Annotated in this window: 19 protein-coding genes and 1 pseudogene; 13 read left to right on the top strand and 7 right to left on the bottom strand. The window is 62.3% G+C overall.

What is annotated here, in order from left to right; all coding sequences use genetic code 11:
* Positions 1 to 31 precede the first annotated feature (31 nt).
* From ACYAS9_RS24995 to ACYAS9_RS24940, 12 genes and pseudogenes are all read left to right on the top strand, one after another.
* A complete protein-coding gene (locus ACYAS9_RS24995; protein WP_463571121.1) occupies positions 32 to 1,003 on the top strand; it encodes an amino acid ABC transporter permease in 972 nt (323 codons plus the stop codon).
* Entirely contained in the window at positions 996 to 1,772 is a 777-nt protein-coding gene (locus tag ACYAS9_RS24990) for an amino acid ABC transporter ATP-binding protein (RefSeq protein WP_463571120.1), read from the top strand. The genes ACYAS9_RS24995 and ACYAS9_RS24990 overlap by 8 nt, the downstream gene beginning before the upstream one ends.
* 18 nt (positions 1,773 to 1,790) lie before the next feature.
* A complete protein-coding gene (locus tag ACYAS9_RS24985) occupies positions 1,791 to 2,741 on the top strand; it encodes an ABC transporter substrate-binding protein (RefSeq protein ID WP_463571119.1) in 951 nt (316 codons plus the stop codon).
* A 15-nt stretch (positions 2,742 to 2,756) separates the two neighbouring features.
* Entirely contained in the window at positions 2,757 to 4,364 is a 1,608-nt protein-coding gene (locus ACYAS9_RS24980; RefSeq protein ID WP_463571118.1) for a flavin monoamine oxidase family protein, read from the top strand.
* Between the two features lie 27 nt (positions 4,365 to 4,391).
* Positions 4,392 to 4,826 carry a RidA family protein gene (locus tag ACYAS9_RS24975; RefSeq protein WP_463571117.1) on the top strand — a complete coding sequence of 145 codons (435 nt, stop codon included), beginning with the start codon at positions 4,392 to 4,394 and terminating at the stop codon, positions 4,824 to 4,826.
* Between the two features lie 142 nt (positions 4,827 to 4,968).
* Positions 4,969 to 7,275 carry a TonB-dependent receptor domain-containing protein gene (locus tag ACYAS9_RS24970; protein ID WP_463571116.1) on the top strand — a complete coding sequence of 769 codons (2,307 nt, stop codon included), beginning with the start codon at positions 4,969 to 4,971 and terminating at the stop codon, positions 7,273 to 7,275.
* A gap of 140 nt (positions 7,276 to 7,415) precedes the next feature.
* Positions 7,416 to 8,636, top strand: a complete 1,221-nt coding sequence (locus ACYAS9_RS24965; protein ID WP_463571115.1) for a dipeptidase — start codon at positions 7,416 to 7,418, stop codon at positions 8,634 to 8,636.
* Positions 8,637 to 8,684: 48 nt separating this feature from the next.
* A pseudogene (locus ACYAS9_RS24960) lies at positions 8,685 to 9,257 on the top strand (LysR substrate-binding domain-containing protein); the annotation flags it as partial.
* A gap of 159 nt (positions 9,258 to 9,416) precedes the next feature.
* The gene (locus ACYAS9_RS24955; RefSeq protein ID WP_463571114.1) at positions 9,417 to 10,190 is read left to right on the top strand and encodes an FKBP-type peptidyl-prolyl cis-trans isomerase; all 774 of its coding nucleotides are present in this window, start codon (positions 9,417 to 9,419) and stop codon (positions 10,188 to 10,190) included.
* Between the two features lie 339 nt (positions 10,191 to 10,529).
* Complete coding sequence (locus ACYAS9_RS24950) at positions 10,530 to 10,982, top strand: YkvA family protein (protein ID WP_463571113.1); 453 nt, start codon at positions 10,530 to 10,532, stop codon at positions 10,980 to 10,982.
* 125 nt (positions 10,983 to 11,107) lie between these two features.
* Positions 11,108 to 11,443, top strand: a complete 336-nt coding sequence (locus ACYAS9_RS24945) for a helix-turn-helix domain-containing protein (protein ID WP_463571112.1) — start codon at positions 11,108 to 11,110, stop codon at positions 11,441 to 11,443.
* Positions 11,440 to 11,823 (top strand): hypothetical protein, encoded by a 384-nt coding sequence (locus tag ACYAS9_RS24940; RefSeq protein WP_463571111.1) that lies wholly within the window; start codon positions 11,440 to 11,442, stop codon positions 11,821 to 11,823. The genes ACYAS9_RS24945 and ACYAS9_RS24940 overlap by 4 nt, the downstream gene beginning before the upstream one ends.
* A gap of 1 nt (position 11,824) precedes the next feature.
* On the opposite strand, the gene ACYAS9_RS24935 is transcribed toward ACYAS9_RS24940, so the two are convergent.
* Entirely contained in the window at positions 11,825 to 13,576 is a 1,752-nt protein-coding gene (locus ACYAS9_RS24935) for a bifunctional diguanylate cyclase/phosphodiesterase (RefSeq protein WP_463571110.1), read from the bottom strand.
* 117 nt (positions 13,577 to 13,693) lie between these two features.
* The gene (locus ACYAS9_RS24930; protein WP_463571109.1) at positions 13,694 to 15,775 is read right to left on the bottom strand and encodes a carboxy terminal-processing peptidase; all 2,082 of its coding nucleotides are present in this window, start codon (positions 15,773 to 15,775) and stop codon (positions 13,694 to 13,696) included.
* A gap of 137 nt (positions 15,776 to 15,912) precedes the next feature.
* Here ACYAS9_RS24930 and ACYAS9_RS24925 point away from each other — a divergent pair, with 137 nt between their 5' ends.
* Positions 15,913 to 16,878 carry a zinc-binding dehydrogenase gene (locus tag ACYAS9_RS24925; protein ID WP_463571108.1) on the top strand — a complete coding sequence of 322 codons (966 nt, stop codon included), beginning with the start codon at positions 15,913 to 15,915 and terminating at the stop codon, positions 16,876 to 16,878.
* 4 nt (positions 16,879 to 16,882) lie between these two features.
* Here ACYAS9_RS24925 and ACYAS9_RS24920 read toward each other — a convergent pair whose 3' ends face one another.
* The 5 genes from ACYAS9_RS24920 to ACYAS9_RS24900 form a co-directional block, all read right to left on the bottom strand.
* On the bottom strand, positions 16,883 to 17,536 hold the full coding sequence (locus ACYAS9_RS24920) for an HAD family hydrolase (protein ID WP_463571107.1): 654 nt from the start codon (positions 17,534 to 17,536) through the stop codon (positions 16,883 to 16,885).
* A gap of 136 nt (positions 17,537 to 17,672) precedes the next feature.
* Complete coding sequence (locus ACYAS9_RS24915) at positions 17,673 to 18,662, bottom strand: ABC transporter ATP-binding protein (protein WP_463571106.1); 990 nt, start codon at positions 18,660 to 18,662, stop codon at positions 17,673 to 17,675.
* Position 18,663: 1 nt separating this feature from the next.
* Positions 18,664 to 19,461: an ABC transporter permease gene (locus tag ACYAS9_RS24910; protein WP_463571105.1), complete on the bottom strand. Its 798-nt coding sequence runs from the start codon at positions 19,459 to 19,461 to the stop codon at positions 18,664 to 18,666.
* Positions 19,448 to 20,290, bottom strand: a complete 843-nt coding sequence (locus tag ACYAS9_RS24905; protein WP_463571104.1) for an ABC transporter permease — start codon at positions 20,288 to 20,290, stop codon at positions 19,448 to 19,450. Before ACYAS9_RS24905 ends, ACYAS9_RS24910 begins: the two co-directional genes overlap by 14 nt.
* A gap of 79 nt (positions 20,291 to 20,369) precedes the next feature.
* Positions 20,370 to 21,437 (bottom strand): ABC transporter substrate-binding protein, encoded by a 1,068-nt coding sequence (locus ACYAS9_RS24900; protein ID WP_463571103.1) that lies wholly within the window; start codon positions 21,435 to 21,437, stop codon positions 20,370 to 20,372.
* Positions 21,438 to 21,522 lie beyond the last annotated feature (85 nt).

Genomic DNA, 21,522 nt, shown 5'->3' with positions numbered 1-21,522 from the left:
GACACACGTCTTTGCCTGCGAGGAACATCACATGCCTACCATCGCCAAACCTTTCGACCTGCATGAGGAGGTCAAGGATTACTCCGCCACCGCCTCGCGCAGTCGAGCCCCGGTCCAGGTGCTGCGGGTGGTGCCGACACGCCATCCATGGCGCTGGGTCGGCACCGCGTTCGCCGCGCTGGTGCTGCTGACCATCGGCCATTCGCTGCTGACTAATCCGCGCTGGGAGTGGGGCGTATTCGCCGAATGGTTCCTGGCGCCCTCGGTGTTGCGCGGCCTGGGCCAGACCTTGCTGCTGACCCTGCTGGGCACGGTGTTCAGCATCCTGCTCGGCACTGCGCTGGCGCTGGCGCGGCTGTCGAAGTCGCCGCTGCTGGCGTCGCTGGCCTGGGGCTATATCTGGTTCTTCCGCTCGCTGCCGGCGTTGCTGGTGCTGATCATCCTTTACAACTTCGCCTACCTCTACGACCACATCGTCCTCGGCGTGCCGTTTACCGGTGTGGTGCTGGCCGAATGGTCGACGGTCGATGTGCTCAGCCAGTTCACCGTGGCGGTGCTGGGCCTGTCGCTGATGCAGGCGGCCTACACCGCCGAAATCATTCGCGGCGGCATTCTGGGCGTCGATCAGGGCCAGCATGAAGCGGCGGCGGCACTCGGGCTGCCGGCGCACCGGCGGATTCTGCGGATCATTCTGCCGCAGGCGCTACGTTCGATTCTGCCCTCGGGTTTCAACGAAATCATCGGCCTGGTCAAGGGCACCTCGATCGTCTACGTGCTGGCCCTGCCAGAGCTGTTCTACACCGTGCAGGTTATCTACAACCGTACCCAGGCGGTGATCCCGCTGCTGATCGTGGCCACGGTCTGGTACCTGATCATCACCACGCTGCTGACCATCGTGCAGTACTACATCGAGCGCTATTTCGCCCGCGGCACCAGCCGGGTATTGCCGCCGACACCGTTGCAGCGTGTCCGCCACTGGATCAAGGAGCGTCGTCATGGCTGAAGCCGCCACTGCAGGCCACATTCGTATCCAGGGCGTGAGCAAGCGCTATGGCCTTCACGAGGTGCTCAAGGACATCGACCTGGACATCGAGCCGGGCAAGGTCACGGTGATTCTCGGGCCGTCCGGCTCGGGCAAGTCGACCCTGCTGCGCACCATCAACCACCTGGAAAAGATCGACAACGGGCTGATCACCATCGACGGCGACTACGTCGGTTACCGGCGCAAGGGCGATCTGCTCTACGAGCTCAAGGAGCGCGAGATTCTCAAGCGCCGTGCCGAAGTCGGCTTCGTGTTCCAGAACTTCAACCTGTTCCCGCACCTGACCGCCGGGCAGAACATCGCCGAGGCGCCGCTGGCGCACAAGCGCTGGAGCAAGGCCGAGGCGCCCGGCAAGGCGCTGGAGCTGCTGACCCGCGTGGGGCTGGCCGACAAGGCCGATGCCTACCCGCGCGAATTGTCCGGTGGCCAGCAACAGCGCGTGGCCATTGCCCGGGCCCTGGCGCTGGAGCCCAAGGTGCTGCTGTTCGATGAGCCGACCTCGGCGCTGGACCCTGAACTGGTCGGCGAGGTGCTGGACGTGATCAAGAGCCTGGCCAGCCTGGGCGTGACCCTGGTGGTGGTGACCCACGAAATCGGTTTTGCCCGTGAAGTGGCCGACCACGTGGTGTTCCTCTGCGATGGGCAACTGATCGAACAGGGCCCGCCGCAACAGATCATCAACCACCCGCGCCACCCGCGCACCGCCGCGTTTTTCGGCAAGGTTTTGTGAATCCACAGGAATGAATCAATGACGCTCATCAACACCACCCGCATCGCGCTACTGGCACTGGCCGTCAGCCTTGCCCAGCAGGCGCTGGCCGTCGAAAGCGCGGCCGATGTCAAAGTCGTGAAGTTCGATCTCAGCGCCGACCGCGAACGTGTCCATGCGCCGCGTAACGAAGCGGCCATCGCGCAGATTCCGGCAGGCTTCAAGTTCGCCCAGCCGGGCAAGTTCACCGTGGCGGTGTCCGGCACCGCCAGCCCGCCGCTGGCGCTGCTGGCCGTGGACGACAAGACCACCATCGGCAGCGAGGCCGACACCGCGCAGTTGATCGCCGACAGCCTCGGCCTGCAATTGAACGTGGTGCAAAGCAGCTGGGAAGACTGGCCGCTGGGCGTCAGTTCCGGCAAATACGATGTGGTGATCAGCAACGTGACCGTCACCGAGGCGCGCAAGAAGCGCTTTGATTTCGCCACCTATCGCCAGGACGTGCTGGGCTTCTACGTCAAAAAGACCAGCAAGATTCAGGAGATCAAGGAGGCCAGGGACATTGCCGGGCTGAAGATCATCGTCGGCTCCGGCACCAATCAGGAGAAGGTCTTGCTGGCCTGGAACGAGGCCAATGAAAAGGCCGGCATCAAGCCTGCGCTGTTGCAGTACTACGACGACAACGCCTCGGCGCAACTGGCGGTGCAGTCCGGGCGCGCCGACGCCACCTTCGGCCCCAACGCCACCGCCGCGTACTCGGCCGCACTCACCGGCGGCACCCGTCGAGTCGGTGTGGTCAATGGCGGCTGGCCGTTGCAGGCCGACATTGCCGTGACCACCCGCAAGGACAATGGCCTGATCACGCCGATTCATACCGCCCTGCAAAGCGTGATTGCCGGCGGCCAGTACGCGCAGGTGCTGGAGCGCTGGGGCCTGGACGTCGAGCGCATCAGCGAATCGAAGATCAACCCACCGGGCCTGCCGGACTGATCAAGGAAGAACAACATGACACTGACAAGACGTGAAGCCCTTTCAACCATTGCCGCCGTCGGTGGCGAAAACGCCGTCAAAGAGGCGCTGGCGGTGCTGGGCCTCGGGCCTTCGGCGCACCGTCGCCCGCAACCCTTGAAGCTGGACGCCAATGCCGGGCAGGGCGCCAGCGTGCTGATCCTCGGCGCCGGGATTGCCGGGCTGGTCTCGGCGCTGGAGCTGACCCGTGCAGGTTTTCGCGTGCAGGTGCTGGAGGCCCGGCAGCGGGTCGGCGGGCGCACCTGGACCCTGCGCGATGGCGACAAGGTCGACTACCTGGATGGCCGCAGCCAGACCGTGCGGCTCGATCCGGGCCTGTATTTCAACGCCGGTCCCGCGCGCATTCCCAGCCAGCACCGCACCTTGCTCGACTATTGCAGCGAACTGGGCGTGCCGCTGGAAGTGCTGGTTAACAGCAGCCACGGCGCCCAGGTACGGCCCGATTTGAATCAGCCGGCATTCACCGTCGGCCAGGCGATCAACGATACCCGCGGGCACCTGGCCGGCTTGCTGGCCACAGCGGTCAAGCGCGATGCGCTGGACGATGTTTTGAGCGGTGAGGAGCGCACCCGGCTGCTGGCGTTCCTGCAGGTTTACGGTGATCTGTCTCAGGAGCTGGCCTATGAGGGCAGCATCCGTTCCGGCCATCAGGAGTCCGAACGGCATCCCGGTGCCTTGCCGGGCAGCCTGGCTCCGGTGGGGCTGGACCGGCTGCTGCACCCTGAGCTGTGGGGCGCGTTGCTGCACAGTGAGTTTCCGGAGTTCTCGGCCACCATGTTCCAGCCGGTGGGCGGCATGGACCGCATCACCGATGCGTTCTACCAGCGGGTGAGCGACCACGTGCAGCTTGGCGCCGAAGTGCGCAGCATCCGCCAGCGCGACGACGGCGTGGCCGTGACCTATCACGACCACAGCAGCGGCCTGGAACAAGTGGTGCGCGCCGACTACCTGATTTCCACCGTGCCGCTGCCGTTGCTGGCGCGGCTCGACACCGATTTCAGCGAGCCGGTCAAAGCCGCCTTGCAGCGCGCCCCGAACGGCAAGGCCACCAAGGTTGCCTGGCAGTCGCCGCGCTTCTGGGAAACCGACTACCGCATTTATGGCGGCCTGTCGTGGGTCGAACATCAAGCGCGCCTGCTCTGGTACCCGAGCAACGATTTGAACAGCCGCGATGGCTTGCTGGTGGCCGGCTACATCACCGGCGACGACGCCCGCGAATTTGGCCAGCAGCCGTTCGAGGCGCAATACCAGGCCTCCAGACAAGCTGTCGAGCTGCTGCACCCCGGCTACTCGAAACACCTGCGCCATCCGCTGGCGGTGTCGTGGGAGCAGATTCCCTTCAGCGAAGGCCCGTGGCTGGAGCGCGACAAATTCCCGGCTCAAGACAGTGCCTTGCTCGAAGAAGCGCATGGCCGGGTGTATTTCGCCGGCGACGGGCTGGTGCAGAGCGGCGTCGGTATCTGGCAGGAATCGGCGGCCAACTCGGCGCGCCATGTGGTGAGCGAACTGGCACAGCGGGTCATCGCGCAACGCCAGGCTGCCAACAGCGGCGTACTGGAAACCCAACTCAATCGAGCGCCGTGACGCGCACAACCTTCAAGGAGCATGACCATGAGCGACAGCATTCAACGCACCAGTGCGGGCACTTTTCCAATCTCGCAGACCGTCACCGTGCCGGCCTCGGCCAGCCTGATCTTCATCAGCGGCACCTTGCCGGATGTTGCGGACCCGAGCGCGCCGGCAGGCACGCCAGCGGCCTATGGCAACACCGAAGTGCAGACTGTCTCGGTGTTCAACAAGCTGCGCAACATCCTGCGTCAGCAAGACCTCGACCTGGGCGATATCGTGTCCTTGAAGGTGTTTTTGCTGGGCACCGAAGAAACCGGTGGCCGCCTGGATTTCGCCGGCCTGCAAGCCGGCTACACGCAGTTTTTCGGCACGGAAGAACAGCCCAACAAACCAACGCGCACCGCCCTGCAAGTGGCCGGCCTGCCACTGCCCGGCGCGCTGATCGAAGTCGAAGCCATCGCCGCCAGGACTGCCTGACGCGAGCCTTTTGAACAGGCGGCCGCTGCGCCGCCTGTTTGCTCTCTAACCCACATCAATTCGGACTCCGGGGTAACGGCCAGCATTGGCCGCCGCGCTGGCGCGGGTTCGTGCGCCCGTGAGAAGCCGACAAGGACGAACGATGAACAAAGCAGTACACGGCAGGTTCTGGCTGGGCAATCTGTTATTGCTGGGCATCAGTGGCGAAGCGGCGCTGGCCGCTGACGTGCAAAAGCGCACTGACCCGCAACTGGAGAAGGTTCAGGTGGTGGGCGCGCGGGTGACCGAGGCCGATGAAGCCATTGGCACCGACCGGATCAGCAACACTGTGTCGATCTCGCATCAGGCACTGCTCTCGGCGCCGGCCGGCACCTCGGGGCTGAAAATGCTCGAGTCGCTGCCCGGCTTCAACGTGCAGGTCAACGACGCGCTGGGGCTGTATGAATTCGGTAACTCGGTGTTCGTGCGCGCCTTCAACTTCCAGCAGATCGGCTTCTCTATCGACGGCGTGCCGCTGGGGCGTAGCGACCAGTTCGGCGGCAGCCCGATCTACCGCTATGTCGACAACGAAAACACCGAACGGGTGACCGCCTCGACCGGTGCCGGCGATGTCTCGCAGCCGGGCTATACCTCGCTCGGCCCGTATGTGGACTATGTGTCGGTCAACCCGGCCAGAGACACCGGCATCAGCACCTCCTACACGCTGGGCAGCGACAGCCTGCGGCGCAGTTTCATCAAGATCAATACCGGCGAGTACAACGGTCTGTCGGCCTACCTGAGCCGCTCGAAAATCGACGGTGACCTGTGGCGCGGGCCGGGCACCATCGACCGTGAGCACCTGGAAGGCAAGGTGCGCTACCAGTTTGGCGATGGCAACGACTTGCAGTTTCGCGTGGTCCACAACGACTTCTTCGACTACGACTCGCCGGGCATCACCAAAGCGCAATACCAGGGTACGGCAGGCGATGCCTTCGGCCGCTCCGGGCGTGATTTCGCCTACCTCGGCGAACTGCCGAACCTGGCGCCAACGGTGCCCGGCGTGCAGTACAGCAACAGCGGTTACAACCAGTATTACCAGACCGCGATCAACCAGCGCCGCGACACGCTGTACAGCCTGACCGGCAACTTTGTGCTCAACGACAACCTGGAAAACACCACCAGCGTCTATTACGAAGACAAGAAAGGCTTCGGTGTTTCGCCCGAGGCCTACAGCACTTCGCTGGGCCTGCATAACGCGCAAGTGGCCACGGTGCCGGGCCTGAGCGCACCGCGCGGTATCCAGTACGGATTGTCGGCGCTGAGCGGGCATCGCTATGGCGCCAGCAGCAGGTTCACCTGGCAGGTCGGCCAGCACGCCATCGAGGCCGGGGTGTGGGCCGAGAAAGACGTGTTCAACCGTTTGCAGGCGCGCTACAACCTGACCGATGGCAGCCCCGCCGGTTACCGTTTGCTCAACGAGCCGGTGCATTTGCAGGGCGATTTCAGCTCGACCCGCGACTCGCTGCAACTGCACCTCAAGGACACCTGGACCCTGCTCGACGACCGCCTGCGTCTGCAGTTCGGCTTCAAGCGTCTGGACCTGGACTACGAGGTCGAAGGCTACCGCAACGCTGGCGACTACATCGCCAACCGCCAGCCGAAACTGGGCACCAACTGGCGCGACAATTTCTTGCCGCAAGCGGGCGTGGTCTATGACCTGACGGCCAACTCACAAGTGTTTGCCTCGTATTCGGAAAACCTCGCGTTGCCGCGCGGCGCCGATGATGTGTACCGCGCCGCCAGCCCCAACGTACCGGCGCCGGCCGCCGAGACCTCGAAAAACTACGAGATCGGCTACCGCTTCAATCGTCCGACTTTCAATGCGTCGTGGGCGCTGTACCGCACCGAGTTCGACAACCGCCTGCAAGCCTTCGCCGCCAACGTGCCAGGCAGCACCACCACCGAGACGTTCTACCAGAACGTCGGCAAGGCCGAGGCCTATGGCTCGGAACTGAGCGGGCAGTGGAAACCGCCGGTGCTGGCCGACAAAGTCGTGCTCAACGGCAGCCTCAGCTACAACGTCGCGCACTTCAAGGACAACGCCGCAGGCCTGGCGATCAAGGACAACGAGATCCCTGACAGCCCGCGCTGGCTGGCCCAGGCCGGCGTGACTTACGAGATCCTTCCGTGGGCGGTGCTGAATGTTTCGGCGCGGCACATCGGCTCGCGCTACAGCAACTTCACCAACACCGAATCGGTGGCCGGCTACACCCTTTACAACGCTTACCTCGACCTGGGTGGCGAACAGGTCAATTACGGGCCGCTCAAGAGCGTCAAGCTGCGCTTCAACATCGACAACCTGTTCGACAAGGATTACCTGGGCTACATGCTCAGCACCGCCAGTGGCCCGGCGTCGTATCGACCGGGTTCGCCGCGCACCTACCAGACCACCCTGAGCGCGGAGTTCTGAGCATGAAAAAAACCGAACATTGCATGAGAAATGTGTTGGCTGTTTCGGCCTCTTCGCGAGCTTGCGCTCGCTCCTACGGATCGGTGTCTGGCCTTGAATTCCTCGTAGGAGCGAGCGGTAGCTCGCGAAAGGGCCGGCCGATGCAACGCATTGCTAACCTGTGGGCTGCACTCGCATTGCTGGTCTCATTCAACGCCGTGGCCGACGATCAGGTCAGCCCATCGACGCAGGCCTTGCATCAGCGTCTGCTGGTGCTCGACAGCCACCTCGACACACCGCTGAATTTCCTGCGTCCCGGCTGGGACATTCTGGAGCGGCACAGCTACAAGGACGACGGCAGCCAGGTCGACTTGCCGCGCATGATCGAAGGTGGACTCGATGGCGGCTTCTGGGTGATCTACACGCCGCCGGGGCCGCGCACCGAAGCCGGTCGCGCCTATGCCAGCAACTATGGGTTGTCGGTACTGGCGCGGATCAAGGACCTGATCAGCCGGGCGCCGGATACCTTCGAGCTGGCCCTGACCCCGGCCGATGCCCGGCGCATTGCCGCTGCCGGCAAGCGCGTGGTGTTCATCAGCATGGAAAACGCCGATCCGCTGGGCTCCGACCCTGCGCTGTTGCAGACCTACTACCGCCAGGGTTTGCGCATGCTTGGCCTGGTGCATTTCAGCACCAACGAGATCGCCGACTCGGCCACGGCCTTGCCGGAGTGGAACGGCCTGAGTCCCAAGGGCCGCGATCTGGTGGCGGCGGCCAACCGCCTGGGGATTCTGCTCGATGTGTCGCACGCCTCGGACGCGGTGTTCGATCAGGTGCTGGCGTTGTCCAAGGCACCGATCATTGCCTCGCACAGCAGCGCCAAGGCGGTCAGCCCGCACCCGCGTAACCTCGACGACGAGCGCCTGCGCCAACTGGCGGCCAGGGGCGGGGTGGTGCAGGTCAACAGCTACGGCGATTACCTGATTCCGCTCAAGCCCAACCCTGAACGGGCCAAGGCCCTGGCGCCGCTGTATGCCCGCTACAACAACCTGGCGGCCTTGAACCCTGCCGAGGTCAAGGCCTTGCAGGGCGAGATCGCCGCGGTCAAGCAGCGTTACCCGCAACCCAGACCGGACCTAGATGTGTTCATGAAGCACCTGCTGCACATCCTCAAGGTGGTGGGCCCGGAACACGTCGGCATCGGCGCCGACTGGGATGGCGGTGGCGGGGTAGAAGGGCTGGAAGACGTCAGCCTGCTGCCGCGCATCAGCGAGCGGTTGCTCAAGGCCGGCTACAGCGAAAAGGACCTGGCCAATATCTGGGGCGAAAACCTGCTGCGCGTGCTGCAAGCCGCGCAGGATGCGGCAACGCCACAAAACTGATCACGATCGGTCAAGGGGGAGCGGGCACCGTCCTGCTACCTCAACCCGCCGCAAGTGCAGGTGCAACTGGAAATCAGCGACCATCCGCTGGACCTGACCGCGCATGGCTTCGATCTGGGCATCCGCTTCGGCACTTTGCCCGATGCGGCCTTTCATGCGCGCAAGATCGCCTCCAACCGCCGCCTGTTGTGTGCATCGCCGCTGTACCTGGAAAAGCACGGCACGCCGCAGCGCCTGGCCGATCTGGTGCAGCACAATTGTATCTTCCTGCGTCAGAACGAAACGCCGCATGGCGTATGGAGCTTCACCCACGGCGGGCGCACGCAGAACGTCAAGGTCCAGGGCGCACTGGGCTGCAACGATGGCGAAGTGGCGCTCAACTGGGCGCTGGAGGGCTATGGCATCCTGTTGCGCGCCGAATGGGACATTGCCAAATATGTGCGCAGCGGCAGGCTGCGCCTGGTCCTGGAAGACCAGACGCCGACCCGCGCCGACGTGTATGCGGTCTATCCTCAGCAATTACACCTTTCAGCACGGGTACGCTGCCTGATCGATTTTCTGGTAGCGCGTTTTGCCAAACTGGATCGGGTTGAGGTCAGCGAGCCGCCGGTCGACATCTGAACCAGTCCTGAACGGCGTGCAGCTGATCCGGGAATACCTTTGTTTACCTGAACTTATCGGGGTTTTGCGCCTCTGATCCCGGTAGCCATTGATCGCGGCGGCCTGATAAGCTCGCGGCTTTACTCGTTTGCCCTTTCGGCGCATGAACAAGGAAACAGAATGAAACAGCATCGGTTGGCAGCAGCGATTGCCCTCGTCGGTTTGGTACTCGCAGGCTGTGACAAACAGGCCAGTACTGTCGAGCTGAAATCCCCGGCCCAGAAAGCTTCCTACGGCATCGGCCTGAACATGGGCAAGAGCCTGGCTCAGGAAGGCATGGACGATCTGGACTCCAAGGCTGTGGCCTTGGGTATCGAAGACGCCGTCGGCAAGAAAGAACAGAAACTGAAGGACGAAGAGCTGGTAGAAGCCTTCTCGGCGCTGCAAAAGCGCGCTGAAGAGCGTCTGGCCAAGCAGAGCGAAGAAGCCGCAGCAGCCGGCAAGAAGTTTCTCGCTGAAAACGCCAAGAAGTCTGGCGTGACCACCACCGCTTCCGGTCTGCAATACGAAATCGTCAAGAAAGCCGATGGCCCGCAGCCAAAGCCGTCTGACGTCGTGACCGTTCACTACGAAGGCAAGCTGATCGATGGCAAGGTGTTCGACAGTTCCGTCGAGCGCGGCAGCCCGATCGACCTGCCGGTCGGCGGCGTGATCCCGGGTTGGGTCGAAGGCCTGCAACTGATGCACGTGGGCGAGAAGGTCAAACTCTACATTCCTAGCGAACTGGCCTACGGCGCTCAGAGCCCGAGCCCGCTGATCCCTGCCAACTCGGTTCTGGTGTTTGACCTGGAACTGCTGGGCATCAAGGATCCAGCCGCTGCACCGGCAGGCTTGCCAGGTGCGCTGGATGAGGAAGAAGAGGCAGAACCTGCTCAGGCACCTGCCAAGAAGTAAGAAGCCTGGCCGCAGGTTTCACGCTTGACCAGAACGCCCTGTCCCGACAGGGCGTTTTTGCATCCGGGCGAACGCCTGTGCGTTCAAAGAGTCCCAGTATCATGGGCAGCTGCACCTGAAACGCTCTAAGTCAACGATTTCACAGGATTTTTCAGGTGAGTAAAAAACGCCCGATTTAAGCGCGCGCCCCGTAATACGCGGGGCTCAGGCGTGAAAACAGCGGCTGTTCACAAGGTTATCCACAATTTATGTGGATAACATGACGGCCATCGAACCTTCATAACCAGGCTTTGTGAGCATATGGCACGGCCCGGCTTCACCGTTCTGTACGGAGCAATGATGAAAGCACCCTGGACCTTTCTTCGATTCGTGCCCGGCGCCCGCCGTCTGCTGGCGGCCGGGCGCTTGCCGGCATTACTGTTCGCCGTGGCCCGTAAAGGCTCCAGCGAAGGCAGCCGGCTGGGGCGCATCAAGGATGATCTGCGCCTGTTGCAGTCCTTGTGCCTGGCCTACTGGCGCGGCGACTACCGCAGCATCAGCCCCAAGGCGATTCTGTGCATCGTCGCCGGCCTGATGTATTTTTTAAGCCCGCTGGACGCCATCCCCGACTTTATCCCCGGCCTTGGCATGTTCGATGACATTGCTGTGCTGGCCTGGGTCATGAAGCAGGTGACCGATGAGCTGGACGCTTTCCGCGCCTGGCGCGAACGCCAGACGCCTGAAAAACTGGCGATCGTCGAACGCCTGCCGCCGACCCAGGCGTTGCTGGAACAGGAAAAGGCCAAGAGTTGAGACCTCATTTGTAACGCCGGTGGTGTGCGACGCCCTTGCAAGTGGGCAATGTGTGGCCATCCGCTGTTAAGATGTCCGGGTTTGTTCCTGCTCGAAATGAGCCCACATCCTACAGAGGGGGTCGTATGGATCTTCAGGTCATCTCTCGTGACGGCGAACCCGAGTACGCTGTATTGCCTTGGGCTCAGTATCAGGCGCTATTGAACGCCGCCGGTCTCAAAGAGAAACAACCCGCACCCGCCGCCAAGGCACAGCCTGTTCCTGAAGATTTTCCGGGCTTCGACCAGCTGGGCGCCCTGCGTCAGGCAAAAGGTCTTGAGCTGGCGGTGCTGGCGCGTTCGGTCGGGATCAGCCCGGCCTATCTGGAACTGATCGAAAGCGGCACCCGCGAGCCGGATGCGGCCATCAAACGCAGCCTGGCCTGGAATCTGGGGGTACCAGGCTGGCGGACCGAGTCATGAGTGTGCGCATCAGTCGGCAGCATTGGCAGCACCTGCTGGCTGAACTGGACACCGCCTGTCGCCAACGTCATTTGCTGACCTACCGGGCCTTGCTGGAGCGCTTGCAACTGCCCAGCCCGGCGATGCAGACCCTGACCGCCGCGCTTGAATACCTGGCCGTTCTGGATGCGCGCGCCGAACAACCGCTGCGCAGTTCGCTGGTCATCAGCCAGGGCGCCAGCCGCCTGCCGCGTACCGGTTTTTTCGAGTGTGCTTCACGTCTGGGGCGTTTCAGCGGCCCCTCCGACGGCACTGCCGCCGCCGCGTGGCATGCTTCCGAAGTGGTGCGGGTATTCGAATTCGTTTATCCGGCGCTGGAACAGAAGCAGCAGGTCACCTGATTCATGGCTGGGTATCAATCAGGTGAATGCTGGCACCGCTGATGTCCTTGGCGCAGTGCTTGGCCTGTGAGGCCAGGTCGGCCACCTGGCTGGCGTCCAGGCGCGTACAGGCTTCGTGGCGCAGATGCACCACGCCGATCGACAGCGACAGCAAGGGAAATTCCTGGCGCTGGCCCTGACGGTTCAGGGCGCTGAAACAGCCAGCGTCCAGGTGCTCGGCGCGGTAGAAGCGCCGGCACTGGTTCTGGAAATCGTCGAGCAGCGTCTGCAGGCGTTTTTCCCATTCGTCCGGGCCCAGCACCATCAGAAAATCATCGCCGCCGATATGCCCGACAAAGTCGCGGCTGGCATCAATGCGATCGTTCAGGCATTGCGCCAGGCACAGCAGCACTTCGTCGCCGCGGGCATAGCCATAGATATCGTTGAAAGGCTTGAAGCTGTCGATATCGACGTAACACACCATCGACTCGCGCTGCTGTTGCAACAGGCGGCTCAGGCATTGCTGGATCGGCACGTTGCCCGGTAGCAAGGTCAGCGGGTTGGCATAGCGGGCCTGCTGGATCTTGAGCTCGGTAATCAGTTTGAGCACATCGATCACCCGGCCCAGGCCCACGTAAGCGCCATTGCTGGTGATGATGAAATCCTCTTCGATACGCTGGCGTGCACGGCTGGTCAGCAGCCGGCTGACCTGTTGCAGCGACTGGTTCAGTTCAACGGCAAGAAAGTCTTCACTCATCAGCCGGCTGATCGGCTTGCGCGCAAACAGCTCGGTGCCGAATGGCTTGAGCAGCGCATCCGACAACGAATGCCGGTGCACGATGCCACACGGACGCGACTGGTTATCCAGCACGGCCATCGAATTAAGGTTGGCCTGTGAGCGAAAGGCTTCAAGCACCTGCGCCGTGGGCGTGTCCTGACTGATCGCCGGTTGCGGGTTGAGCAGGGCACCCAGATCGGCGGCTTCCTCGCTCAGCGGCACGCTGGGCAATTCGGACTTGGGCAGCATGATGTGGATGTCGCGTGGCGGGCGCTCTTGCGGGCGAGCCAACAAGTAGCCTTGAACCAGATCGACACCCATCTCGATGAGCACCGCCAGCTCTTCGGCCAGCTCGATGCCTTCGGCGATCACCGTAGCGCGTGAGGCCTTGGCCATTTGCAGCATGGAACCTACGAACTCGCGCTTGACCGCATCCTGATGAATGCCGTCGATGAAGTGCCGGTCGATCTTCACGTAGTCCGGGCGCAACTCCGACCACAAGCGCAGGCTCGAATAGCCGGCGCCCAGATCGTCCAGCGCAATCGAAAAGCCCATGTCGCGGTAATGATGCAGCGCCTTGTAGAGCAGCTCGAAATCGTCGGTCGGCGTTTGTTCGGTCAGCTCGATGACCACGTCCTGAGGCGCGATGCTGTAGCGTTGCAGCATTTCCAGCGTCCGCCCAGGCGGGTGCGAAGCTTCGAGCAGGGATTCGGGGGAGACGTTGAGAAACAGCTTGCCCGGCAGCTTTTGCTGGCTGAAACGTCGGCAGGCGCTTTCGCGACAAGCCAGTTCCAGTTCGCTCAGGCGGCCGCACTGGCGGGCCACGGCAAACAGGCTGATAGGCGAGTGCAAAGGGCTGTTGGACGGACCGCGGGTCAAGGCTTCATAGCCAAGAATTCGTTGTTCGCCGAGCATGACGATTGGCTGGAACAAACTGTGCAAATCACTGCGAGCCAGAATTGAACTCAGTGCGCTCAGTTGTTCGGTCACGGTCATGGCGATCTCTACGGCAAAAATAAGGGCCCGGATGCGGTAGCATCCGGGCCCTTATTTCACGACAGAATCATGACTGTTTGATGACGAAATTGGCAGTTTGCCACTGTCGTCAGACAATCACTTCTTGGCGACCGAAGCACTCAGGCCCAGATAGTCGAGCAGAATGCGCCCGGTCTCGGCCAGGTAGGCGTCGTCCTCGGGTTTGGTCTTCTCGTCTTCAACCGGCAGCGCCTCTTCATCTTCCTTCTTCAATTCCTTGAGCGGCTCTTCGCCCTTGGCCTTGCGTCGGGTGTTTTCCAGCACCAGCTGCTTGTTCTCGATGGCGGCGTGCTCGGCACGACGGTCCACTTCGTTGAGGCTGACGGTTTTCTCGTTCATCAACTGCTTGGCCAGTGCCAGGCGGTCTTCGATGAACACGAACTCGGCGTCCTTGACCTTGCGTTGGTCATGGCGCGCCTGCAGTTGCGCCAGGAACGGCTTGAACGGGTCGGTCGCCGGACGAATCGCCGGGCGAATGCTGTCCCACGGCATGGCTTCAGGCAGCGCGCTTTCGCCGATTTCCTTGGTGTCGATCAGCGACGGGTAAGCGATGTCCGGCACCACGCCCTGATGCTGGGTGCTCTGCCCGGAAACCCGGTAGAACTTGGCCAGCGTCAGCTTCAGTTCGCCATGGTTGAGCGGCTGGATGGTCTGCACCGTGCCTTTACCGAAGGTCTGGCCACCGACGACCAGCGCGCGGTGGTAGTCCTGCATGGCGCCGGCAAAAATTTCCGAAGCCGAGGCCGACAGGCGGTTGACGAGCACCGCCATCGGGCCTTTATAGAACACGCCCTTGGCTTCGTCTTCGAGTACATCGACCTTGCCGTCGGCGTTACGCACCAGCACGGTCGGGCCTTTCTCGATGAACAGGCTGGTCAGCTCGGTAGCTTCCTGCAGCGAGCCACCGCCGTTGTTGCGCAGGTCCAGCACCAGGCCGTCGACTTTCTCGGCCTGCAGCTCGGTGAGCAGTTTCTTCACGTCGCGCGTGGTGCTCTTGTACTCCGGGTCGCCGGCACGGTAGGCCTTGAAGTCCAGATAGAACGCCGGGATTTCGATGACGCCCAGCTTGTAGTCGCGACCGTCCTGGTTCAGGTGCAGGATCGACTTCTTCGCCGCCTGCTCTTCAAGCTTGACCGCTTCGCGGGTGATCGACACCACTTTGCTGGTCTGGTCGTTCGGCGCATTGCTGGCCGGGATGACCTCAAGGCGCACCACCGAACCTTTCGGCCCGCGGATCAGCTTGACCACTTCGTCCAGGCGCCAGCCGATCACGTCGACCATTTCCTTGTCGCCCTGGGCCACGGCGACGATCTTGTCGGCCGGTGCCACCTGTTTGGTCTTGGCCGCAGGGCCTGCCGGCACCAGACGCACGATCTTGACGTTGTCGTTGTCGCTTTGCAGCACCGCGCCAATACCTTCCAGCGACAGGCTCATGTTGATGTCGAAGTTTTCCGCGCTGTCGGGCGACAGGTAGTTGGTGTGCGGGTCGTACGACATCGCGAAGGAGTTCAGGTACGCCTGGAAAATGTCTTCGGCGCGGGTCTGGTTCAGGCGCGCCAGCTGGTTCTTGTAGCGCTTGGTGAGCAGTTCCTGAATCTTGGCGGGCTCTTTGCCGGCGATCTTCAGGCGCAGGACTTCATCCTTGACGCGCTTGCGCCACAGGTCGTCGAGCTCGGACTGGTTCTTGGCCCAAGGGGCTTCCTTGCGGTCGACCAGCAAGGTTTCCTTGTCGGTGAAGTCCAGTTTGTCGACGCCCTTGTTCAGCTCGGCGAGGACAAAGTCCATACGTGCCTTGCTGCGATCCAGGTAGCGCTTGTAGATGGTGAAGCCGGCGTTCAGGTCGCCGCTTTTCAGGAAGTCGTCGAACTGGGTCTGCCACTTGTCGAACTCGGCGATGTCGCTGGCCGTAAAGTAGCTGCGCGCCGGGTCGAGGAGTTTGAGGTAGCTGTTGTAGATGATGACCGAGCGCTTGTCGTCCAGCGGCGGCTTGCTGTAGTGGTGGCGTTTGAGCAGCTCCACGACATTCAGGCTGGCGATGACTTCGTCGCGATCGGGCTGAAGCTTGTCCCAGCTATTGGCGGCGAAGGTGCTGGCCGACATCGGCAGGATGCTGAAGCCGATGAGCAGGGCGAGGGCGGTGCTTGGGAATAAATGCTTCATGCTGATTCGACGAGTAGACAATTGATCACGCATATTAGGCCGTCTTAAAGATCGCCGGTTCCATGGACCCGGTCGCATAATGCAAAAGCCCGTGGCATACGGCCACGGGCTCAGTCCTGACTCACTATGGAGGCACTGTGAAGGCATTGCAAGGCGTTAACGGACATGTGGAATGGGTCCAGGCACCCAGTCTGGCTCTGGATGTCGGGCAGGTTCGTATCAAGGTGGCGGCGGCCGGACTCAACCGCGCCGACCTGTTGCAGCGCTCGGGTTTGTACCCGCCACCGCCTGGAGCCAGTGAATTCATTGGCCTGGAATGCGCAGGCGTGATCAGCGAGGTGGGTTCCGGCAGCAGTTGGCAGGTGGGTGACCGGGTGTGCGCCCTGCTGGCCGGCGGCGGGATGGCCACCGAGGTGGTGGTCGACGGCCGTCATGTGCTGCCGGTCCCGGAAAACCTGACGCTCACCGAAGCGGCCTGCCTGCCGGAGGTGTACGCCACGGCCTGGTTGAACCTGTTTCAGCTGGCTGCGCTCAAGCCCGGCGAGAAAGTCTTGCTGCATGCCGGCGCAAGTGGAGTTGGTTCAGCGGCCATTCAGCTCTGCAAGGCCTTTGGCAACCCGGTATGGGTCAGTGTCGGCTCTGCCGGGCGCCTGGACTATTGCGTGCAACTGGGCGCGCAGGGTGGCGTCATTCGTGGCGAAGGACTGGAAGGTCTCAAGGCCTTTGCGCCATTCAATGTGATTCTCGACCCGGTGGGCGGCAATGACTATGCCGCCCTCAACCTCAAGCTGCTTGGCCAGGACAGCCGCTGGGTGTTGATCGGCCTGATGGGCGGGCGCCAGGCGCAACTGGACATGGCGCAGATACTGGGCAAGCGCATTCACGTGCTGGGCTCGACCCTGCGCAGCCGCGACGACGCCTTCAAGGCCGACCTGATCAGCGACCTGGGCCAGCAGGTCTGGCCGCTGTTCGCTGAAGGCCGCCTGAGCCCGCAACTGGCGCGCACCTTCCCGATCGAAGAAGCCGAAGCGGCGTTTGCCGAGCTGGAAGGCAATCAGGTCAGTGGCAAGGTCGTGCTGGTGATCGACGAAAGCCTGGCCTGAGGCTTTATTTCCACTGATGCACCGGCCAGCCGGCCTGTTGGGCGTGTTCCAGCAGCGCCGGGTCCGGGTTGACCACGTGTGGGTTGTCGACAGTCTGCAGCAGTGGCAGGTCGTTGCGTGAGTCGGAATAGAAGCTGGCGCCCTCAAGGTTTTCACCTTCGGCGTCGAGCCATTCCAGCAGGCGGGTGACCTTGCCTTGCTGATAGGTGAGCACGCCGAGTGTGGCGCCGCTGTAGACGCCGTGCTGCACATCGAGATCGATGGCCAGCACTTCATCGATGCCCAGACGCTCGGCGATCGGTTTGACCAGATGCACACCCGAGGCCGAGATCACCAGAATCCGGTCGCCCCTGGCACGGTGGTCGGCGATGGCCTTGCAGGCATCGCTGAAGATGATCGGCTCGATGAAGTCCTCCACCCAGGGCTCGACAAGGTGCTCGATTTCTTCCGGCGTGCGCCCGGCCATCGGCTCCAGGCTGAAGGCCATGTAGTCTTGCATCGACAGATCGCCTGCCTTGTAGGCCGCCATCAATTCATCGTTGCGTTGCAGGAACCATGCGCTATCGACCCAGCCCAGCCGGCCCATCTGTTCGCACCACAGGGTGGAGCAGTCGCCGGCGATAAGGGTCTCGTCCAGGTCGAAAATTGCTACAGGCATGCGTGCCTCCAATGCTGTTGAGCGGAATGGCAATGGTGAGGGCACGCCGCTACAAGTTTCAAGCGATAAGCTGCAAGTAGAAGCGGCGCGGTCTGCTTCAAGCTTGCGGTTTGCGGCTTGAAACGTGTCGCTGCGCTCAGCTGAGAGCGCATAAGGCCGAGGTGTCAATCTTCAGGCTGACCGCCTGGCCGTCCGCATGCAGATCATCCGCCGATCTGTTCAGCACGTCGACCACCAGCTCGACGCCATTGGCTTCGATGCGGTAGCGAATCACGTTGCCCAGCAGGCTGTGGCTGCGAATCTGGCCGTGCAGCGGGCCATCGGCACGCACTTCGATGGCTTCGGGGCGGATGGCGATGCGGCCGGCGATCGGGCGTTGCAACAGGCGGCTGGCGGCGTCGGCCTCAAGCAGGTTGTAGTTGCCGATAAAACCGGCCGCAAAGGCGTCGACCGGCGCGGTGTAGAGGGTTTCGGCGTCGCCGCTCTGCACGATTCGGCCTTGGTTCATCAGAAAGATGCGGTCCGACATGGTCAGGGCTTCTTCCTGGTCGTGGGTGACGAAGATGGTGGTCAGGCCCAGTTCGCGCTGGATGGCGCGGATCTGCTCGCGCAGGTGCTTGCGAATCCGCGCATCCAGCGCCGACAGCGGCTCATCGAGCAACAGCAGGCGCGGGCGGGTGACCAGCGAGCGGGCCAGGGCCACACGCTGGCATTGGCCGCCAGACAACTGGTGCGGATAACGTCTGGCGAAATCCTGCAGTTCGACCAGCCGCAGAATCTCATCGACCCGCCGCTCGCTGTCAGCCGCGCTGACCTTCTGCATGCGCAGGCCGAAGGCGACGTTCTGCGCCACGCTCATGTTGGGAAACAGCGCGTAGCTCTGGAACACCATGCCGATATTGCGTTTCTGCGGGCTGAGCGGCACCAGGTCCTGGCCGTCGAGCAGAATGCGTCCGTTGTCGACCGGCGTCAGCCCTGCGATACAGCGCAGCAGGGTCGACTTGCCGCAGCCGGACGGGCCGAGCAGGGTGATGAACTCGCCCTTGCCGATCCGGCACTGGATATCACTGAACACCGGTGTGCCGCTGTAACTCTTTTGCAGGTTTTCGATACTGATAAAGCTCATGTCAGTCTTTGTCCTTGTTCAGTCGGTTGGCGACCCAGGTCAGTACCAGTACGAAGAGAAAGTACGAAATCACCAGCGCGCTGTTGAAGTGCCCGCTGCTGTTGCGCATGTTGTTCAGGTACACCTGCAAGGTCTCGTAGCGGGTACCGACCAGCAGGTTGGCGAACACGAACTCACCGAACAGGAACGAAAACGACAGCAACAAGGCGACCATCAGACCTTTGCGCAAGTTGGGCAGCACCACCAGAAACGCCGCTTGCCAAGTGCTGGCGCCAAGCAGACGGGCGGCGTCCATCAGGTCGACCAGGTTGATGGCTTGCAGGTTGTTGGTGATGGCGCGGTACATGAACGGCAGGGCAATGGTGAAGTAGCAGCCGATCAGGATCCACGGCGTGCCGACCATCGCCATCGGGCCTGAACCATAAAGCTGCAACAGGCCCACCGAGGACACCACCGGCGGCACCGCGAACGGCAGCAGGATGAGGATGTTCATCAGCGCGTCCAGGCGCGGAAAGTGGTAATGCACCACAAACAGCAGCGGCAGAATCAGCACCACCGCGAGCAGCAGCGCACCGACGCAGACCAGCAGCGACTGGCCAAAGGCGCTGAGAAAGCGCGCATCGCTCCACAGTGCCAGGTACCACTTGAAGGTCAGCCCGCTGGGCAGCACGGTGGCCGACCAGCTGGTGGAGATCGAATACAGCAGGGTGCCGGCCAGCGGCAGCAGCAGGATCGCAAACAGCACCCAGACCACCAGCCGGTGGTAGAGCGGGGCAGGGCGGCGTTCAGCGCGCGACATGGTAGCTCCTCTTGAGCAGCCACTGATGCACCACGGTCACCAGGGTCATGAGCCCCACCAGAATCATCGCCAGGGCGCTGGCCATGTTCGGGTCGAGGGTGATGTCGCCGGCGACCATGGCCGCAATGCGGATGGGCAAGACATTGAAGTTGCCGGTGGTCAGCGCGTACACCGTGGCGTAGGCGCCCAGTGCGTTGGCCAGCAGAATCACGAAGGTGCCGAGCAGCGCAGGCGTCAGCACCGGCAGGCCGATATGGCGCCAGAACTGCCAGGGGCTGGCGCCCAGCAGCGCGGCCGATTCGGCCCAGTCGTCACGCAGGGCGTCGAAGGCCGGGTACAGCAACAACACGCCGAGCGGAATCTGAAAGTAGGTGTAGACGATGATCAGGCCGGTCTTGGAGTACAGGTTGAAGTCATCGATGATGCCGGCCTGCTTGAGAATCAGGGTCAGCGCGCCGTTGAAGCCGAGCAAAATGATGAAGGCAAACGCCAGCGGTACGCCGGAGAAATTGCTGGTCATGTTGGCGAATGCGCTGACGAAGTCACGCAGCTTCGAGTCCACCTGATGCAGCGACCAGGCGCCGAGGGTGGCGATGACGATGCCGAACAGGCTCGACCAGAAACTGATCTCCAGGCTGAACTGGATCGCCTGGCGATAGAAGCGTGAGCTGAACGCCTTGGCAAAATTATCCAGGCCCCAGCCGCTGTCGGACTGCAGGCTGTGGATCGCGACCCAGGCCAGCGGCGCGATCTGGAATACGATGAAAAACAGTGCGAAGGGCAGCAGGCACAAGAGCGCCAGCCATTGACCGCGGGAAAGGGGCTTCACATGAATGGCTCCCGAACAAGGCTAGAACCCTCACCGGGGACCGACCGGGCGGCCGGTCCCCGGTGAGGGATATCAACGATCAGTTCATCTCGATGATGACTTGCTCGTTCCATTTCTGCGGCAGGGCCTTGGCGGTTTTTTCCCAGGCATCGGGGTTCTTGATCGGGGTGACGTTCTTGTACTGCTCATTGGGCAGCAGCTTGGCTTTCACGTCGTCTGGCAGGGTGACGTGCTCGGCACGGATCGGCCGGGCGTTGCCGCGGGCCAGGTTGATCTGCCCGGCATCGCTGAAGATGTACTCGCGGGTCAGCTTGGCGGCGTTAGGGTGCTTGGCGTATTTGTTGATGATGGTGGTGTAGCCGGAAATCACCGTGCCGTCGGAAGGAATCAGCACCACGAAATCATCGGGCTTGGCCATCTTGGCCTTGTAGCTCAGGCCGTTGAAGTCCCAGACCACGCCGACTTCGACTTCACCTTTTTCGATGGTCTGGATGGTCGGGTTGGCCAGCGACAGGCGCTTTTGTTTAGCGATTTCGGTGAACAGCTGCAGGCCCGGCTCGATGTTGGTTTCGTCGCCCTTGAACGCAATGGCGGCAGCGAGCACGCCGTTGGCAGCCTGCGCTGCGGTGCTCACGTCACCGATGGACACCTTGTACTTGCCGGTTTTCAGGTCAGCCCAGGTTTTCGGGATTTCCGAGCCGTGCAGCAGGTTCTTGTTGACGATGAAGGCGATGGTGCCGGTATACGCCAGCGCCCAGTGGCCGTCCTTGTCCTTGGCCCACTCCGGCACTTGCTCCCAGGTGCTTGGCTTGTACGGCTGGGTCACGCCCTTGGCGGTCGCGATGGGGCCGAAGGCTGCGCCGACGTCACCGATGTCGGCGCTGGCGTTGTCTTTTTCTGCGTCGAACTTGGCCACTTCCTGCGCCGACGACATGTCGGTGTCGAGGTGCTTGAGTCCGTATTTGGCGGTCAGGTCGGCCCAGGTGCCTTTCCAGTTTGCCCAGTCATCCGGCATACCCACACTGTTCACCGCGCCTTCGGCACGGGCGGCGTCTTCCAGGGTCTTGAGGTCCGTTTCAGCCGCGAAGGCCATGTTGCTCATGGCAATGGCCGAACCCAGCAGTGATGCCAACAAAAGGTGTTTCATTCGAAAGCTCCTTATTGCACTTGCGGCAAGAAGTGTTGGTTGCACAGGATGTGGTCTAGATCAGCAATACCTGAGCCAAGTTAGG

It is taken from the genome of Pseudomonas sp. HP_08 (genome assembly GCF_055284095.1).
Note: the sequence above shows the minus strand (reverse complement) of the source record. Positions and strands in the feature narration are given on the sequence as shown.

Excerpts from the sequence above, each read along its gene's own strand:
- ACYAS9_RS24995 (WP_463571121.1), top strand. The coding sequence starts at position 32 with ATGCCTACCATCGCCAAACCTTTCGACCTGCATGAGGAGGTCAAGGAT.
- ACYAS9_RS24990 (WP_463571120.1), top strand. The coding sequence starts at position 996 with ATGGCTGAAGCCGCCACTGCAGGCCACATTCGTATCCAGGGCGTGAGC.
- ACYAS9_RS24985 (WP_463571119.1), top strand. The coding sequence starts at position 1,791 with ATGACGCTCATCAACACCACCCGCATCGCGCTACTGGCACTGGCCGTC.
- ACYAS9_RS24980 (WP_463571118.1), top strand. The coding sequence starts at position 2,757 with ATGACACTGACAAGACGTGAAGCCCTTTCAACCATTGCCGCCGTCGGT.
- ACYAS9_RS24975 (WP_463571117.1), top strand. The coding sequence starts at position 4,392 with ATGAGCGACAGCATTCAACGCACCAGTGCGGGCACTTTTCCAATCTCG.
- ACYAS9_RS24970 (WP_463571116.1), top strand. The coding sequence starts at position 4,969 with ATGAACAAAGCAGTACACGGCAGGTTCTGGCTGGGCAATCTGTTATTG.
- ACYAS9_RS24965 (WP_463571115.1), top strand. The coding sequence starts at position 7,416 with ATGCAACGCATTGCTAACCTGTGGGCTGCACTCGCATTGCTGGTCTCA.
- ACYAS9_RS24955 (WP_463571114.1), top strand. The coding sequence starts at position 9,417 with ATGAAACAGCATCGGTTGGCAGCAGCGATTGCCCTCGTCGGTTTGGTA.
- ACYAS9_RS24950 (WP_463571113.1), top strand. The coding sequence starts at position 10,530 with ATGAAAGCACCCTGGACCTTTCTTCGATTCGTGCCCGGCGCCCGCCGT.
- ACYAS9_RS24945 (WP_463571112.1), top strand. The coding sequence starts at position 11,108 with ATGGATCTTCAGGTCATCTCTCGTGACGGCGAACCCGAGTACGCTGTA.
- ACYAS9_RS24940 (WP_463571111.1), top strand. The coding sequence starts at position 11,440 with ATGAGTGTGCGCATCAGTCGGCAGCATTGGCAGCACCTGCTGGCTGAA.
- ACYAS9_RS24935 (WP_463571110.1), bottom strand. The coding sequence starts at position 13,576 with ATGACCGTGACCGAACAACTGAGCGCACTGAGTTCAATTCTGGCTCGC.
- ACYAS9_RS24930 (WP_463571109.1), bottom strand. The coding sequence starts at position 15,775 with ATGAAGCATTTATTCCCAAGCACCGCCCTCGCCCTGCTCATCGGCTTC.
- ACYAS9_RS24920 (WP_463571107.1), bottom strand. The coding sequence starts at position 17,536 with ATGCCTGTAGCAATTTTCGACCTGGACGAGACCCTTATCGCCGGCGAC.
- ACYAS9_RS24915 (WP_463571106.1), bottom strand. The coding sequence starts at position 18,662 with ATGAGCTTTATCAGTATCGAAAACCTGCAAAAGAGTTACAGCGGCACA.
- ACYAS9_RS24910 (WP_463571105.1), bottom strand. The coding sequence starts at position 19,461 with ATGTCGCGCGCTGAACGCCGCCCTGCCCCGCTCTACCACCGGCTGGTG.
- ACYAS9_RS24900 (WP_463571103.1), bottom strand. The coding sequence starts at position 21,437 with ATGAAACACCTTTTGTTGGCATCACTGCTGGGTTCGGCCATTGCCATG.